This is a genomic window from Bdellovibrio bacteriovorus (genome assembly GCF_001592735.1).
GTDB lineage: Bacteria > Bdellovibrionota > Bdellovibrionia > Bdellovibrionales > Bdellovibrionaceae > Bdellovibrio > Bdellovibrio bacteriovorus_D.
In genome coordinates, this window is record NZ_LUKE01000006.1 from 233,467 (window position 1) to 250,745 (window position 17,279).

The window sequence follows — 17,279 nt, forward strand, 5'->3', positions numbered from 1 at the left end:
CAATAAAAGAACACAAATTTTAAGATTTAATGAGCTTTATTTGGGGTGGGCTCTTTGTAATCGGGCATAAGCTTGCCGCGATGACACATGTAGCAAGTAGCGGCCGGGCCATTTTTGCCGTTCATGCCGTTTTCTTTCAACATTTGAGTGAGCTTCATATGCTCTTTTCCAACTTTGAAACTCTTTTTAGATCCGTCGGCAAAATTAGTAACTTTGTGACATTCAGTGCAGGTAACCCCGAGTTCGCGGGAAATGGTGATCATTTGTTCCCGGATTTGTTCCTCTTTGCTGACAAAAGCAGCGACGGACTCCGAGTGTGCGGTCGGGCTCCAAGATAATACTAAACCCAGTGATAAAATGAGCGATGATATGCGATGCATAAAACTATCTTGCGGGAAGCGCTGGTCCGAGATCAAGAGAGGGCCCCCAATTCTTGACCCGTTCTAGACCGAAGTGTAATTATGAAGGGCCCCTTCACCTCTTTTTGGAGCTCAAAGACATGAAAATTAAGCACTGTGATGACCTCAACACTCTTGTGAGTCTTAGCAAACGTCGCGGATTTGTATTTCAATCCAGCGAAATTTACGGAGGTCTAGCTAGTTGCTGGGATTACGGTCCTTTGGGTTCTTTGATGAAGTTGAATGTCAAGCGGGCCTGGTGGAATGCGATGACTCGCCGTAAGGACATCGTAGGTATTGATGCCGCTATTTTGATGCATCCGATGGTATGGAAAGCGTCTGGTCACGTGGACGGTTTTTCGGATCCTTTGGTGGATTGCAAATCTTGTAAAACACGTTTTCGCGCGGATAACACCGACTCTTATATCAATGAAAAAAAATGTCCAAATTGTGGCAGCAAAGATCTTTCTGAAGAGCGCAACTTCAATTTGATGTTTAAAACTCACATGGGTCCTTTGGAAGACACGGGCAGTGTGGTTTATTTGCGTCCGGAAACGGCTCAAGGTCACTTCGTGAACTTTCAAAACTGCCAGCAGTCATCCCGTTACAAAATTCCATTTGGTATCGCGGCGATCGGCAAGTCTTTCCGTAACGAAATCACTCCGGGTAATTTCATTTTCCGCACGCGTGAATTTGAACAAATGGAGATGCAATATTTCGTTAAACCAGGAACGGATGCGGAATACTTCAACCAGTGGAAAGAAATTCGCATGAATTTCTACACCAAATACGGCATCAAAAAAGAAAATATCAAATTCAAAGACCACGATAAACTGGCCCACTATGCCAAGGCGGCTGTGGATGTGGAATACAAATTCCCCATGGGTTATTCAGAACTTGAAGGTATCCATAATCGTTCGGATTTTGACTTGTCTCAACATTCAAAATTCTCGGGCAAAAACCTTGAGTATTTCGATGAAGCGAACAAAGAAAAATACATCCCTTACGTGATTGAAACCGCGGTGGGTTGTGATCGCCTGTTTTTGGCTTTCTTGTGTGATGCTTACCGTGAAGAAATCACGGCCGATGCTGAAGGCAAAGAAGACGTGCGCGTGGTTTTGGGTCTGCACCCGGAAATTGCGCCTTATAAAGTAGCCATCTTGCCGTTGTCCAAAAAAGAAGAGCTTTCTTCGATCGCTGAAAAACTGCGTGATGACTTGGCGATGGATTTTGATGTCACTTATGATGAAGCCCAATCCATCGGGAAGCGCTACCGTCGTCAAGATGAAGCCGGAACTCCGTTCTGTGTGACCGTTGACTTTGATACCATCAATGACCAAGCCGTGACGGTTCGTCACCGCGACACCATGGTGCAAGAGCGCATTGCGATGTCGCAATTAAGTTCGTATATCGCGGGTAAGTTGAAGTCGTTTTAGTTCCCGGGATCCTATCTATATATAAAGAGAAGGAATAAAAGCCGAGCCGAGAGGTTCGGCTTTTGTTTTTTGGAATCAACTCCACATGGATTATTAAGTTTTCCTTAAGATATAGTTACAAATTTGTTCATAACGTCCTGTGTAAACCCTGAATTGACTTTGCAAACCTCAGGACCATGGTCTGTAATTATTGGTAATCGGAGGGGAATCCATGGAATTTTTAACTAAACTTGCACTAGCTTTTGAACACGGTGGCTTCTGGATGTGGCCAATTTTACTTATCCAGGTATCGTCTATCGCGATCATGATCGAAAGAGCGTACGCGCTTTTTGTTCGTCGTAAAATCTCTCAAACTCAATTCGCACTAGGCTTTGAAGAGTCTATTCGTCGTGGCGAAATGGATCAAGTGATCACGAAAGCTCAAGCGGCTTCGGCACAAAATCCAGTGGCGCGCGCGATTGCCGCGGGTGCATTTGCAGCTAAAAACTTAGGCGGCAAAGAAGAGATCCAAGGAAAAATGGACGAAGTTCTTCTTGAAGAAAACGCTCACCTTGATCACCGCACAGGTTTCCTAACAATGCTTGGTAACGTAGCTACGTTGACCGGTCTTCTTGGAACTATCTCGGGTATGATTAAATCTTTCGCGGCTGTGGCGTTTGCAAATCCAGCGGACAAAGCATCTTTGCTTTCAGCAGGTATCTCTGAGGCGATGAATGCGACAGCTTACGGTTTGATTGCGGCGATCCCAGCTCTAGTAGCTTACGCGATCTTGCAAAATCGTGCGAATCGTTTGGCTGAAGACTTAAACCAAGGTGGACTCAAAGTTTACAACTGGTTGAGCTATGCTTATGAGCCACTGACTGCTTATCAAATCAAAACTGCCAATGCGAAGTCTGAGCGTAATAACGAAATCAATGCGTAGGAGCTGTTAGTGAAACAGTCTAAAAAGCATCTGGATTTTGAAGTCAACCTGGTTCCCTTCATCGACTTTTTGTCGGTCGCGATCTGCTTTCTTTTGATCACCGCTGTGTGGTTGAACGTGGGCTCGATGGACGTCAAACAAGCTGTCGGTGGACAGGCGCAAGAGGACACAAAGAAAAGTCCGCTTGTCTGGATTCGTATGACTCCGCAAGGGGACTTGGATCTGGAAGTCCAGCAGAGTTCGCTAGTTCCAGCGAACTTAAGAAAAATCCGCGTTGCTCAACTTGATAAACAAGTAAATTGGGAAGGTCTTGAAAAAGCCCTAGCTAATTTGCGTCAAGTAGAACCAGCGCTTAACACCGGTCTTATTCAACCTACGGCTTCAACCGCTTACGAAGAAATTATCGACGTAATGGATAAAATGAAAAAAGTTGGAATGAATGACCTTGGCGTATCGCCACTTTAGGGGGAACTTGTGATTGCTGATGGCGTATTAAAGACATCTGTATTGACGGGCACCCTTGAGGGTCACTCTATCATCACTCCCAAAGGGGCGAAGCATAAGCGTTCAATCGCTGCGGATCTTCTTTTGACTGCTTTGATTGATGCCTTTTCGATCCTGGTCATCTTTCTTTTGATGAACTTTTCAAGCACGGGCGAAATCCTGATGATTGGTAAAAACCAAGAGCTTCCAAAAGCACACTTGGCGGCCGTTCTTGAAAGAAATCCGGTTATCAAAGTTGATGATGGAAAAATCTATCTTGAAGATAAATTAGTCACCGCAAACTCTATCACGGCAGAGTTGTTGGAGCTTCGTAAGAAATTCCAAGAAACCAATCCTAAAGGGGAATTCCCAGGGATTGCGACGATCCAAGCGGATCGCCGCGTGAAGTACGAGCTTCTGAACCAAATTATCTTGGGGATGAATCAAGCGGGGTATAGCGATATTAAATTTGCCGTTGTCCTTAAATAGCTAGGGCACCGGCTTTCTGAAGGGGCGAGGGGGCTCACGATGAAAAAAGGGATTTTGATCTTATCTGCAACAGCCACGATGGCGACAGCGGGGGTTGCTTACGCGCAAACTTCAGAGACCACCCAAGACCTATTAATTCAAAAATTAACTCAAGTGCAACTGGGCTTGGCTCCGGCAGACCCTGCCAGAGCCGGTGTGCTTTTGCGCTTGGCCGATTTACACGCCGAACGTGCGCGCCAACTTTCAATGAAAGAATTAAATGACGGATGCACCGTGTGTAAAGCGGGTGATAAAGACCGTGAAAAAGCATTGAGCTTTTACAGCGAAGCATTGACGAAGGTGCCGCCGACGTCGATCGCCAAGGTGCAACTGCAAATGGGTCATCTTTATGAGCTTCAAGGTAAAGCTGATTTAGCTGAAAAAAGCTATTTAGCGATGTTGGGTTCATCCTCTTCTCCAGCAGAGATGGCTGAGGCGAATTTAAGCCTGGCGGAAATGGCTTTCCGTAAAAATGATTTCCAAAAAGCGCAAGACCTTTACGCCAAAGTTTTGGCAACGGAAGGTGCTAGCTCGCAAGGGTTGGCGGCTTATCGTAAGGCATGGTGTGCGTTCCGTATGGGAAATATGGAATCTGCGATCACGCAATTACAAGAAATTCTTAAAAATCCAAAATTACAATCGCGTATGGCCTCTTCTCGCGGAGTTGCAGATACTTCCTTCTTAATCGAAGTTTCGCAAGACACGGCGACTATCATGGCCGCGCGTGGAATCCAAAATTCTGACGCCGATGTCTTGTATTCTTTGACGCCAGAGCAGGCAAAAATTCAGCAAGTGACAACGCTAGCGCGTGAAGGTTTGCGTTTAGGACAAAAAGAACAAGCTTTAAAGGTCTGGGATTTTGTCTACCAACGCCAAGCAGATCCTAAAGGCCGCTTGGAGGCGCAAGTACGTATCGCGCAACTAAACTTTGATTTGAAAAACAATGCTGCTGCCAATAAAGCTTACCAAACAGGTTTAAGCCTTTGGGGTGCGACGGACTGTACGGTTGAATCTTGCGAAGAATCAGCCAAAGGTCTTCGTCAGTTTGTTGTTGGTTGGAATCGCCTTGAAAGTTCTAAAGCAAGCCCCGAGCTTTTAAATGCTTATACCGAATACTTCAAAGTTTTCGCCAATGACGAAGATATGTATGTATGGGGCTCGCAGGCCGCAGCTACGGCCGGTCAATATCCACAAGCCGTCGAGTGGACTGCTTTAGCGAACAAAGTGATCTTAGCGAAATATAATGCCGAAACAGATACCGCAGCGAAAAAATCTCAAAGCGAAAAATTAGAAAAAAATCTTCTTTTGGGTATCGAAAATGCGGAAAAAGCCAAGGACGAAAAACTTTTGGCATCAGCACAAGATGATTACCTGACGATGTCGATTGCAAAAGAAAAAGCATTTGATGTTCAGTATCAGCGCACTTATGCGATTTACCAAAAAGGTGATTACGTGAAGGCCGCGGATCAGTTGAAAAACTTGGCGATGTCTTCAAAAGGGTCTCGTCAGATCCAAATACAAGCAGCCGAACTTTCTTTAGATGCTTTAGCGTTGTTAAAAGACGATGCGCGTTTGCAAGCCTGGTCTTCAGAATACGCGGGCAAGTTTGCCGAGAAAAAAACGGACTTCCAACACATTCAACAAAAATCCATCTTAAACCAAACGGCGAAGCTGGCGGATTCTCAACCAGATCAAGCCTTGGCGACGATGATGTCGTTTAATGCGGCGGGGGCGACACCGGAAGATCGCAAAGTTTATTTAAAGAATAAAATCATCTTGAATGAAAAACTAAATAAGATCACCGAAGCTCGCGTGGCAACCGAAGATCTTTTGCGTGAACCGACTTTGACGGCGGAAGAAAAAGAGTTCGCTTTAGGTCGCAAGGTTTGGTTTGCCGAACTTGAGCTTGATTTTGCCACGGCTTTAAAAGCGGCAGAGCAAATGAAATTCAGCACTCTTTCCCAAGAAGAAAGAATGTTGAAGCTGGCGATGTATTCAGAGCTTGCGGATAAAGATCCTCAAACTTATTACAATCAATATCTTCGCCAATCTAAAGACGACGAGAAAAAAGCATTGATCGCAATGCAGTTAATTCGTTTGTCTAAAAACCCGGTGAAAGACCTTGATACCTACAAACCTTACTTCAAAAACAACGCCGGTCTTTTTGCTCGCGCCGGTCTTGAAGTTTACGGTCGTACCAATGACCGCAAAGTCTTAGAAAGAATCGCGAAAGAAAAAGGTTCTGCCAAGGGTGATGCGTTTGTGATGATCGACAAGATCCTTTTAATGGGTGACGTAAAAACCTTAGGAACTCAGCTTGCAAGTCATAACTTAGATACTAAAAACCAAAACACGATCGGCAAAAGCTTAAAAGCACGAGTGGTGTTGTTAGAAAAAGCCGATGGCTTAGCAAATCGCGCGATTGCCGCGGGTGACTGGGCTTCGCAATTGTTAGCCTTGGATTTAGTGGCTAAAGAAAATATGCGTTTTTATAACGAAGCCTTGGCTTTACCAATGCCAGCGGGTCTGACGCCTGAACAAGAAAGTGAATACTTAACGATCTTGTCTCAACAAGTGTCGCCGAATCAAAGTACGGCGACAATGGCTGAAACGAAAGTGAAAGAGTTCTGGGCGCAAGGAACAGCTTTAGATACTTATAAAGCTTTTGCGGCAAATAATATGGAATGGGCTAAATACATCGCGGAAGAAATTGAAGCGGTGGCGGCGATTGCTCCGGAAGCTCAGAAAACTGCTTGGTCCACGGCTTCCGTGGATATCAAAACAGCGGTGGGTGCTGTCAGCAAACCAAGCTTGGCCGAACTTGAAAAAGCTCGCACCAATTTAAAACAAAATCCATTTGCGAAAAGTGCGCTTGAAGAAGCTTTGGCTTTAGAAAGAAAAGCGCAACGTAAGAGCATGGTGGAATATCTAGAAGGTCGTTTGGCCTCTTTGAACACAAGTGCAGAACCTAAGGAGAAGCAATAATGAAATACGCATTGATGATGCTCGTGTTATTAGGCGCGGTGGCGAATGCAGCGCCGGAAAAAGCAGCTCCTGTAAAAGATAAAAAACAAGACGTTAACTTCGAAGATCTTTTGGTCAGCGGTCAATACCACTTCAGCGATGAAGCGGTGACCACGGTTGAAGAAGACAAAGTTTTAAACAGCTTGATTGGTGTTCGCACAGATTTCAAAGATCGCATGAAACAATCTGCGACATTGGGAGAGGTTAAATCTAAATGAGTAACCTAAGACTGATTTTTGAAGACAATCTTGGTAACGTGACTCGCCAGATCCCGGTGACGTCGAAAAAAGCGCAGGTCATTCAGCGCTTTGACACTAAACGCTTTGAGGTCGTGACGGATACATCGGCATTAGAAAAAGACAAAATCAAATTCTCCACGATCGCGGACTTAGACTTTGACGAAATGATGAATAAATCATTGCCGCTGGGAAGCTTTGGCACTTTAAAAGTAGTTAAAGAGATTTCGGCGGTTCCGGCGGACATCCCGGTAAAACAAGATGGTCGTCGTGATTTACGAGCCTCTATTTTGCTCGCTTTTGCATTTTTATTGACGATTGTTTCGATTCAAAAATTTGCGCCTCGCGAGAGTCAAAAAATTGATGAGCAATTAAAGCAAGAAGTCGTAAAAATCGTCCAAGCCAAAGAACAACGTCGTAAAACCGTCGCGCCAACAACAAATATGATGGCCGATCAAACAGCGACGAAGATGCCAACAAAACGTGCGGAACTGGTAAAACGTTCCGGTGCATTGGCCGCTTTAGGCAGTCTTCGCTCTGGCAAACAAAAAGGCGGTTTGAACTTAGGTGCGGTGAATACCACAGCGGGTATCGGCCTTGGGGGCAATGCGGGTAGCGGTGGTGTGCAAACGTCACTTTATGGAAAAGGTATTACCTCGGCGGCTTTAGGTACCGGAGGTAACGTTGCCGGTGGCGGTGGTTACGGCACTAAAGGTAAAGGCGGCGGTCAGGCGGGTTACGGCAGTCTTTCACTTGTTGGTTCAGCAGGTGGAGCGCCAGTGCCATTGGGTGCTGAAGCGGAAGTGGCTTCTGGTCTTGATAAATCAGCGATTGATGAAGTCATCCGTCGCAATATCGGCCAAGTTCGTTTTTGTTATGAACAGGCATTGCAAGGCACGCCCAATTTGAGTGGTCGCGTGGCAATGGGTTTCACCATCGGCGGTAACGGTTTAGTTAAAACGGCCAATGTGGAAAGCTCATCGATGGCAAATAAAGGTGTTGAAGATTGTATTACAATGCGTTTGAAAACGTGGAAGTTTCCATTGCCTCAAGGGGGCGTGGACGTAAAAGTAACTTATCCGTTCGTATTACGCAGACAAGGGCAGGGGTAACATATGAGAATTCTTTTAGCGGTACTAACAAGTGTTCTGTTTTTTACAGCGTGTGAGTTTAACCAAGATCCATTGGCCAATGCTCCAGAAAAAGTAAAAACTAACAATCCACCGATCACGAAGCCCGAAGGCCCTAAAGCCTGTCCGGTAGAGACGTTGTTTGTTGATGCTCCTTCTTACATCAATGCCCGCGTCAACGATGAAGTAAAAGTCCAAGTTGCAGGTCGCACCATGATTGATGGCTTGGAGCTTGAACTTAAAGTCGACAACATGAAAGACTTCCCTGGAGCAAAGTTTGATCCTGAAAAAGGCGTCTTTACTTGGGTTCCAAATAAGGAAGCGATCATTGGCGTACCCAGTGCCGTTTTTGTTTTGAATGTTTCCGTCGTCACGAAAGCAAGCCCGGTGTGCCAAGTCGCGATGTCGGCATCTCGAGCAGTACCGATCTTGGTTGTTAATGAATACGATGCCCCAGTGGTTAAAAGCGTTACTTCTCAAGGGCCTTTTATTGCGGGTGAAAAGTATGCAACTTTGACTTTTGCGATGGAAGATGTCGATGCCATCGATAAAAACGATGTGACTTTGAATTTCCGTAATTGTGATGATAACTTCAGCAATTCCATTGCTCATTTGATCAAAGTTAAAAGCATTGTTCAGGATGAAAATGTTGGAAAAAACTTTTCCGGCACTTTGCAATTAGATCTAACGAAATTTGAGTATTTTCCGAGTGGCAGATACTGCTTTGAAATGTTTGCTTTGTCGAAGTTTGGCATGATGTCTGAGGTGTATAAACACGAATTTGATATCGAAGCAAAATTACAAAAAGCACGTATGACTTTGGATGTTTTTCCGGACATGAATCAGGGCACGATGGCAGTTTATCCTTTTTCAATTTTTGAACCCGCAGGAAATGGAGTTTTGACGCTTTCATCTGTGGGAGATCTTGAAAAACAACTTCCTGGCAGTTCGATTGTTTGTAAGTCGGCTAGCGGCAATAAGGCGCAACTAAATTGCGTGGCTACCTTTGATGCCACCAACGCGATGATCAGAAATTATTCTCTGGCTTTGACCGTGGATAACGAAATGCCTCGCTCGGCTCAAAAATTATCTTCAACTATTTATATCAACGTTCGCGTATTGAAGGCGGTGACACCATGAAATCAGTTGTTCTTTTTTTAGCATTATTTTCAAGCGTGAGTGCCTTTGCCCAAGTTGAACAAGAACTAGATTCTTTCGGTGGCAATGAAGCTTTGTACTTAAAAGCCCAAGCTTTAAATCCGGAAGTTCAAAATGAAGTGGTGCAGAACCGCTTTATCAATCGCACCAACCGCGTGGAAGCTTCTTTAGAGGGATCAAGCGTATTTGGTGGGGATGCATACAACCGTACGAATAACATTGGTTTTAATGCTCACTATCACATCAATCCTCACTGGAGCATTGGTGCGAAATACAACTATGGCATTAACAAGTTAACTCCAGAAGGCACGGCGATGGTGCGTGAAGCGGCTCAAGAAGCCGAGCGTAATCCTGAAAACCCGAGTATCTTATTCCCGCAAGTGATTTATCCAAAATCAGAACTATTGGGCTTGATCAACTGGTACCCCATCGTAGGTAAATTAAGCTTTGGCAGCTGGGGTGTAGCGCACTTTGATACTTACTTCACGGCGGGTTACGGCACGATGGAATTAGGCTCTAATTCTCCTATGGCGTCTAGCAATGCAGGGGTGGCGACTTTGGGTGCGGGCTTGGGTTTCTGGTTGGGGTCAAACCTAACGACCCGAGTTGAATACCGTGCTGAACAATATTCGGCTCAATATTATGATCGTACCGAAGACATGTTAACTGGTGTGGCCTCATTACAGGTGGGTTGGATCTTATGAAGTTAGTCCATTCATTAACCACAGTATCGTTGCTGGTAAGTTTGCAAAATGTGGCCTTCGCTGAGGATGACTTGATGAGCATCCTTGAAGGAAAAAATGCGACACCAGCAGCGCAATTCGTTGAAAGTGAAGAAATCGCTAAGCTTAAAAAAGCGGTGAATCCTTCATCGGCCGAACAAAACATCTTTTTTCAATTCTTAGTTGAAAAAAATTACGAAAAAGCCCTTTTTCAATGGAGTGCCGCTTTCACCGGATCGGCGTTTGCTCAAACTGAAACGGGCAAAGCCTTAGAATCTTTTTTAAATTATAAAAATGGTTTGAAACTGACGGGTGTTGAAGGTCTTTTGGCGATCAAAGATCCTGAAAAAATCGACAACTCGGTGATCAGCTTATGGAAAGAAAACTTGAATGACAAAGACCCAGTATGGGGAATGGCGCAAGTAACTTGGCATCCCTTCTGGACACAGACTTTTGGTGTCGCGGCTGAAATGGCCGTGGTTCTGCAAAAAAGTTATGTGAACGAAGAAATTCCTGCTTTGACCGAGTTGATCAAAAAAACGCCGGTAGACTCAGTAGAACGCAACCTTTTGCAATGGCAATTGGTTTTGAATCTGGGAATTCGCGGGGATTCAGCTAAAGCCGCCCAAGTTTTGGCTCATTTGATGAAAGCTAAAAACAACCCGATCGATATGGATCTTATGACCATCACGGCGGGACGTTTGCTTTATCAAAATGGCTTTTTGGATGCTTCTTTAAAATACTACGAAAAGATCTCTAAAAAATCAGATTATTGGTTTCAAGCACAAGAAGAAATGGCTTGGGCTTACATGAGAAAAGGTGAGCCTCAAAATGCGATGGCGATCACAAAAACTCTGACTTACCCGCACTTTAAAGGATGGGTTGGGATTGAGTCGTATCTTTTAGGTTCTTTTAGCAGCCTTAAAGTTTGTGATTACCCAGGAGTTTTGAAAACGATGAAGTCGATCAAAACTCAGTTCGGGGATCACTTGATTGCTTTGGAAAAGCTAACAGCGGATCCAAATCAACCAGCGGCGACAAATTTGATGAAACTAATCGCTTCGGGTCCGGTTGATATTTCTAAACTTGGTAAAGACGCTCATATTTTGCCGAACCAGGCCTCACGCGATGAAGTCTTGGTTTTGTTGGTCAAAAGAAAGCAGTTTTTGACGAAAGAATCGGAAGTGGCAGAGCAGCTTTACGCGAAGTCTTTAACTTTCGGCAACCTGCAAGGACACTTTGAAACTTTGAAAAACCAAGTTCAGATCCGTGCACAAATGACGGAAGGTGCTGGATATCAGCGTATTCAAGAATTAGCCAAAGCGGAACTAGAAGATTCAAAACAAGTGATGCAACGTTTGCACATCGTCGAAGTTGAAATGATTCAACAAGTGGATTCGGCCTCTAAGTTTTTGAAACACGCTAACGGCGGGGAATCAAAAAAAGGATCGACAGGATCTAACTCTAAGTATGCGATGAGCTTTGCTAACGATAAAGAAATTTGGTTTGACGAGCTTTCTAATTACAAAGTGGATGTCAAAAAAGGTTGCGCGAAAAGCGTAGCTAAGGAGTAGTCTATGAACTTTGTTCGTCCCGTTCTGCTGTCGTCAGCAGTGTTTTTGACTTTATTGGGTTGTGCAAAAGAAGTTCCAAAGTTAGAAGCCGAAGCGATTATCAAGCAAGAAGAGGTCACGGAAAAGCCAAGTGACTTTGTTGTGTATGATCCGCGCGTAGATATTTTATTTGTGATCGATAATTCCGGCAGTATGGATAGAGCGCAAAAAGAAGTGGCACGCAATACGCGTCTTTTTGCAACTGAAATTTCCAGAGCCACTTTGCTTGACTATCATATCGGCGTTGTTTCCACGGATATGAGCGCACGAGACGATGTTGGCAGTTACGGTAAACTTGCGGGCTTTCCAAATTTTGTGGATAAAAATACGACGGAAGCCGTTCGTAAACTGTCTAGTCGTATGCTCTTAGGCACTGATGGCAGCGCGACAGAGATGATGTTTGCGCCCGTGAGAGCGGCTCTTTCAGAACCTAACCAGTCGACTTATAATAAGGATTTTTACCGTCCAGGAGCCTTCTTGGCGATCATCTTTATCACGGATGCGGCGGAACAGTCGGGAATCAGTGGCAAGGACTTCTTGAGCTTTTTGTTAACTAAAAAGATCAATCCAGAAAAAGTCTTGGCTTACGGTGCTATTCGTAAGTTCAAAGAGGCGGACTCTTGCTTAAAAGGTGTTGAACCTTTGGATGAAAAGTTAGAGCAATTCTTGGCCAGCGTGACCAATGGTGCGCCGGTGAATGGACAAGACCAGCCCAACGTGGTCAGCCTTTGTGATAAAAAATTCGGACGCAAGCTTGCGGATTTTGCGAAGGACATCGTTCAGCGCACCGCAAACTCAATCCGTTTGAAAAAGACTCCGGATGTAACGACAATCCGCGTATTTTACGGCAATCAAGAGATTCCAAATACCTATGGAACAGGTTGGACTTATGAAACTAAGTCCAACTCTATCATCCTGGGGGGGGATATTCCCTGGGATACGACGCAAAGCAACCCACAGCTAAGAATCGATTTCAAAGTGATCGAAGAGAAGCTGAAATAGTAAATCCGCAATAAAATTAAAGAAAAAGGGCATCAATCAGCAAAAGATTTATGCCCTTTTTATTTGCATTTAACTCATCGCGAAGCTCCACGAATTTCAATTGATGTTCAGCACTTAGAAGTGTTTTATGTGTCTTAAAGACATCATATCACTTTCGAGGGCTTTATGCAGACCAACGTGAGCACTGAAGAAAAACCAAAAACAACCATTCCGCAAAAATTCGTCTACTTCTTCGCCGCCGGCGAAAGCGAAGGCAATGCCGGAATGAAAAACATCTTGGGTGGAAAAGGGGCCAATCTTGCAGAGATGACTTCTTTGGGAATTCCGGTGCCCCCCGGATTCACCATCTCTACTGAAATCTGTACTCACTACTCTGAAGCAGGTGGCAAACTTCCTGAATGGGTTCGTCCGGCCGTCACAGCGGCGATGGCGAAAGTGGAAGCCAAGATAGGCAAAAAATTTGGTGATGTGAAAGATCCACTTTTAGTTTCGGTTCGTTCCGGCGCACGCGCTTCCATGCCCGGGATGATGGATACCATTTTAAATCTTGGCTTAAATGATCAAACGGTGGAAGGCTTAGCGAAGTCTTCCAACAACCCACGCTTTGCTTGGGATTCTTACCGTCGCTTTATCCAGATGTATTCGGATGTTGTGATGGGTATGAACTCATCCCTTCTTGAAGTGACCTTGGAAGATTTAAAAGAAGAAAAACACTACAAGCTTGATACAGAAATGACCGTTGATGACTTGAAGATTTTAGTAAAAAAATTCAAAGATCTCGTTCATCAAATGACGGGCCAATCTTTTCCGGCAGATCCTTGGGAACAATTGTGGGGTGCGGTTTCTGCCGTGTTCAGTTCTTGGAATACTCCGCGTGCGATCACTTACCGTGAACTTCACAGCATCCCGGCAAGCTGGGGAACCGCGGTGAATGTTCAATCCATGGTCTTTGGAAACATGGGGGATGATTCAGCAACGGGTGTGGCGTTTACTAGAAATCCGTCCACAGGTGAAAAAGCATTCTATGGAGAGTTCTTAATCAACGCTCAAGGTGAAGACGTGGTTGCGGGAATCCGCACGCCACAGCCGATCACCAAAATCGCGGCGGCAGCTTCAGGGCAGATGTCTTTAGAAGAAGCTTTGCCTCATGCTTACAACCAACTGGTTGAGATTTATAAAAAATTAGAAGCTCACTATCGCGATATGCAAGACATCGAGTTCACCATTGAAAAAGGAACTTTGTGGATGCTGCAAACTCGTAATGGAAAACGCACAGCCGCGGCGGCATTAAAAATTGCGTGTGACATGATCGATGAAAAATTGATCACCGAACAAGAAGCGATCTTGCGTTTAGAGCCTTCGGCTTTAGATCAGCTTTTACATCCAACATTAGATCCCAAAGCGCAAAAAACTGTTTTAGCGAAAGGTCTTCCTGCATCTCCGGGTGGGGTGAATGGCCAGATCGTATTTAGCTCTGAAGAAGCCGTTGAGTGGAAAGAACAAGGTAAGAAAGTTATCTTGGTTCGGGTAGAGACGTCTCCTGAAGACATCGCGGGTATGATTGCCGCTCAAGGTATCTTGACCTCACGGGGTGGTATGACATCGCATGCGGCGGTTGTTGCGCGCGGTATGGGTAAATGCTGTGTGGCCGGTTGTGGTGATGTTGATGTCGACTATCGTAACGAAACGATGAAAGTAAAAGGTTACGTTCTTAAAAAAGGTGACGTGATCACTTTAGACGGTTCTACGGGTGAAGTTTATTTAGGCGAAGTCAAAACGATTGAGCCTAAATTAGAAGGCACTTTTGAACGTATCATGAAAATCGCCGACGGCGTTCGCAAATTAAAAGTGCGCACCAATGCCGACACGCCTAAAGACGCGCAAACCGCGCGCAACTTTGGCGCGGAAGGTATCGGTCTTTGCCGTACCGAACATATGTTCTTTGGCCCGGATCGTATCGATGCGGTTCGTGAAATGATTATCGCGGATAATAAAACAGAGCGCGAAAGAGCTTTGGCGAAACTCTTGCCAATGCAACGTGATGACTTTTATCAGTTGTTTAAAATTATGGACGGCTTGCCGGTGACAATTCGTTTGTTGGATCCACCTCTTCATGAGTTCGTGCCTCACACGGATGAAGAAACGAAGGATTTGGCAAAACGTATCGGGACAGACTTTGAACGTCTTCGTTCGAAAGTAAAATCTTTGCATGAGTTTAATCCGATGTTGGGTCACCGCGGTTGCCGTTTGGCGATCACCTATCCGGAGATCTATGCTATGCAAGTGCGTGCGATCGCCGAAGCGGCTTGCCAATTGATTTCTGAAGGGAAAAAATTAATTCCAGAAATCATGATTCCATTGATTGCAACAGACAAAGAGCTCGACACTCTTCGTGTGTTAACGGTGAATGAAGTTAAAAAAGTTCAAGCGGAAAAAGGTATCAAATTTGATTACCAAGTAGGCACGATGATCGAGCTTCCTCGTGCCGCGATCACGGCGGATTCCATTGCGGAATACGCGGACTTCTTTAGCTTTGGCACGAATGACCTAACGCAAACGACCTTGGGTCTTTCTCGTGATGACTCAGGCCGGTTCTTGGGCACGTATGTGTCGACGGGAATTCTACCTAAAGATCCATTCATGTCGATTGACCAACAAGGCGTGGGTTCCTTAGTAAGAATGGGAACGGATTTAGGTCGTCGCACAAAACCTCATCTGAAGGTGGGCGTGTGCGGAGAGCATGGTGGCGATCCAGATTCTATCGAGTTCTTCCACCGTGTGGGGCTTGATTACGTATCTTGTTCACCGTTCCGAGTGCCTATCGCCAGACTTGCGGCCGCTCGTGCGGCGTTGCTGGGTAAGAAACTGCACTAGCTTACACCTACGGTCGGTCGACACCGCGAGGTGCGGAAAGGGTGGAGTGGCCGCCGGTGTGAGTCCTTTTATAGTCTGTGTGGTAAATCCATAACGGTCTAGAAAAGGACTCTGTCGTATAAATTCCCAGCTTAAAATAAGGGGCGGTGCTGTCGGCACGGTAGCCGACGGGGCCGCGATAATTCGCGACTTTTCGATTATTCATCCACACTTCGATACGGCCCTTGTTGTCAGCGGACCACAAAGCGCGAACTTTCCAACGTGTCCATTGCCCGTAAACGGCGGGTTGAGCGTAAAGGATTTGTCCCGGTCCTTTAAGGCCCTGTTTGCGAATCACGTTTTCGTTGAAAAGAGGGAGCACGAATTTTCCGTTTTTGAGGCGGATTGAAAAAGGCGGGCGTTCCGCGGCCACACCGGGAGCCTTGTTATCATGCCATTGAGCGAACACCAAATTGGGGATGTCCCCCTCGTTGAGTTGCGTGGGGACATAAGTCGAAAATTCATAGATCGCTAAGGTGCCATGTTCGAATCGCAAAGGGTCTTCGATTTCGGCCCTCCAGCCATTGTGAATTTGCGCTGTTTGTGGAGAGATTTGAAAGCGGGCCACGCACTTTTCTTCCACCTCTTTGAAAGCCAATGCATCCCCCTCTCCAATACGACGTAAAGACCAACCATTGGCAGAGCAATCGGTGAGCTTGCTTGGCGGAGGCGTCACAAGAGCTAAAGCGGAGACGCTAAAGAGTGTGGTAAGAAGGAGAGTTAAAAGCGTGGAATTCATAGGCTCTTTTTTAAATGAAATAGCGGCAGATTGAAACTTTTGGAAATTTCTCGTGTTTCAGAGTGGTACATATTTCAAACACAGTGACACTTTTGGGGCTGCCCATTTGCGGCAATGTCAACGGAACAGTCAGTTTTAGTCCCATACACAGTCCCTCCACAATGCCTTAATACCTTGAAACACTTGGGTTTTCGGGTATGCCATGAGGGTTGGCAACGCTCTTGCTTTAGGGAATAGGTATAAAGGAAGTGAAATTATGAAAACATATACTACGATCTATAAAATCTTTAAGGCGATGTCGTTGATTGCAATGACCTTAGTTTTAGCAAACTGCGGAAAAAGCGATAACGGCGGTGGTTCAGCAAACACAAGTGGATACGTCCTATCAAATGGACAATGTCTATATAACGGAACAACAACTCCATTGAGTTCTTGCCAATCAGTAGCGACTGCTGGTTACGGCTGGGCCAACGGACAATGTTACCAAGTTGGTGGTGGTGCTTACACTATGACGAACCAAACTTACTGCGCTAGTTACCCTAACTATCAATTGATCGGTAATATGTGTTACCAAATTACTAACGGTGTACAAACTCAAGTAAGCTCTACTTATTGTGCGACAACGGGTTACGGTACTGGTTACGGCACAACTTGCCAAAGCCAATACGGTTCTGGTTACAACTATAATAACGGTTATGCGCAAACTTGCAGCGGTCTTATGTACGGCGCAGGTGGAACACCAGTTCTTTGTACTCCAACGATGACTTGTGGTCAGATCTCTTATGCGAACTACGGTTATCAACAAGTCACTCAAATGAATTGCTCTGGTATGACTCTGAGCCAGATGCAATACGGTACTTCAGGCGTTTACTGCCAATAATTTCCGATCGTTCACTTCCCATTTAAATACTCGGCGTACCCCAGAAAGGTGCGCCGTTTATATTTTTGAAATGCTCATCCCCTAAGCAAACGCGT

At 45.2% G+C, this 17,279-nt stretch carries 15 protein-coding genes; 13 read left to right on the plus strand and 2 right to left on the minus strand.

Annotation, left to right across the window (positions count from 1 at the left end; all coding sequences use genetic code 11):
- Window positions 1–26 precede the first annotated feature (26 nt).
- Complete coding sequence (locus tag AZI86_RS19075; protein WP_157684764.1) at window positions 27–380, minus strand: photosynthetic reaction center cytochrome c subunit family protein; 354 nt, start codon at window positions 378–380, stop codon at window positions 27–29.
- Between the two features lie 119 nt (window positions 381–499).
- Between AZI86_RS19075 and AZI86_RS18015 the strand changes: the two genes are divergently transcribed.
- From AZI86_RS18015 to ppdK, 12 genes are all read left to right on the plus strand, one after another.
- Complete coding sequence (locus AZI86_RS18015; RefSeq protein WP_061836683.1) at window positions 500–1,834, plus strand: glycine--tRNA ligase; 1,335 nt, start codon at window positions 500–502, stop codon at window positions 1,832–1,834.
- Window positions 1,835–2,045: 211 nt separating this feature from the next.
- Window positions 2,046–2,756 carry a MotA/TolQ/ExbB proton channel family protein gene (locus AZI86_RS18020; RefSeq protein ID WP_061836684.1) on the plus strand — a complete coding sequence of 237 codons (711 nt, stop codon included), beginning with the start codon at window positions 2,046–2,048 and terminating at the stop codon, window positions 2,754–2,756.
- Window positions 2,757–2,765: 9 nt separating this feature from the next.
- The gene (locus AZI86_RS18025) at window positions 2,766–3,221 is read left to right on the plus strand and encodes an ExbD/TolR family protein (RefSeq protein WP_061836685.1); all 456 of its coding nucleotides are present in this window, start codon (window positions 2,766–2,768) and stop codon (window positions 3,219–3,221) included.
- Window positions 3,222–3,230: 9 nt separating this feature from the next.
- On the plus strand, window positions 3,231–3,728 hold the full coding sequence (locus AZI86_RS18030; RefSeq protein ID WP_061836686.1) for an ExbD/TolR family protein: 498 nt from the start codon (window positions 3,231–3,233) through the stop codon (window positions 3,726–3,728).
- 39 nt (window positions 3,729–3,767) lie between these two features.
- Entirely contained in the window at window positions 3,768–6,752 is a 2,985-nt protein-coding gene (locus AZI86_RS18035) for a tetratricopeptide repeat protein (protein ID WP_061836687.1), read from the plus strand.
- Window positions 6,752–7,009: a hypothetical protein gene (locus AZI86_RS18040; protein WP_253716014.1), complete on the plus strand. Its 258-nt coding sequence runs from the start codon at window positions 6,752–6,754 to the stop codon at window positions 7,007–7,009. The genes AZI86_RS18035 and AZI86_RS18040 overlap by 1 nt, the downstream gene beginning before the upstream one ends.
- Window positions 7,006–8,139, plus strand: coding sequence for an AgmX/PglI C-terminal domain-containing protein (locus AZI86_RS18045; protein ID WP_061836689.1), 1,134 nt, complete (start codon window positions 7,006–7,008; stop codon window positions 8,137–8,139). The genes AZI86_RS18040 and AZI86_RS18045 overlap by 4 nt, the downstream gene beginning before the upstream one ends.
- Window positions 8,140–8,142: 3 nt before the next feature.
- Window positions 8,143–9,297: a hypothetical protein gene (locus AZI86_RS18050; RefSeq protein WP_061836690.1), complete on the plus strand. Its 1,155-nt coding sequence runs from the start codon at window positions 8,143–8,145 to the stop codon at window positions 9,295–9,297.
- A complete protein-coding gene (locus AZI86_RS18055; protein ID WP_061836691.1) occupies window positions 9,294–10,019 on the plus strand; it encodes an outer membrane beta-barrel domain-containing protein in 726 nt (241 codons plus the stop codon). Before AZI86_RS18050 ends, AZI86_RS18055 begins: the two co-directional genes overlap by 4 nt.
- Complete coding sequence (locus tag AZI86_RS18060; protein ID WP_061836692.1) at window positions 10,016–11,611, plus strand: tetratricopeptide repeat protein; 1,596 nt, start codon at window positions 10,016–10,018, stop codon at window positions 11,609–11,611. Before AZI86_RS18055 ends, AZI86_RS18060 begins: the two co-directional genes overlap by 4 nt.
- Before the next feature lie 3 nt (window positions 11,612–11,614).
- Window positions 11,615–12,652, plus strand: coding sequence for a vWA domain-containing protein (locus AZI86_RS18065; RefSeq protein WP_061836693.1), 1,038 nt, complete (start codon window positions 11,615–11,617; stop codon window positions 12,650–12,652).
- A gap of 165 nt (window positions 12,653–12,817) precedes the next feature.
- On the plus strand, window positions 12,818–15,526 hold the full coding sequence (gene ppdK / locus AZI86_RS18070; protein WP_061836694.1) for a pyruvate, phosphate dikinase: 2,709 nt from the start codon (window positions 12,818–12,820) through the stop codon (window positions 15,524–15,526).
- Window positions 15,527–15,533: 7 nt separating this feature from the next.
- Here the strand turns inward: ppdK and AZI86_RS18075 are convergent, their stop codons facing one another.
- Window positions 15,534–16,304 (minus strand): heparin lyase I family protein, encoded by a 771-nt coding sequence (locus AZI86_RS18075; protein WP_061836695.1) that lies wholly within the window; start codon window positions 16,302–16,304, stop codon window positions 15,534–15,536.
- A 256-nt stretch (window positions 16,305–16,560) separates the two neighbouring features.
- On the opposite strand from AZI86_RS18075, the gene AZI86_RS18080 reads away from it, so the two are divergent.
- On the plus strand, window positions 16,561–17,184 hold the full coding sequence (locus AZI86_RS18080) for a hypothetical protein (RefSeq protein ID WP_061836696.1): 624 nt from the start codon (window positions 16,561–16,563) through the stop codon (window positions 17,182–17,184).
- The last annotated feature ends 95 nt before the right edge of the window (window positions 17,185–17,279 follow it).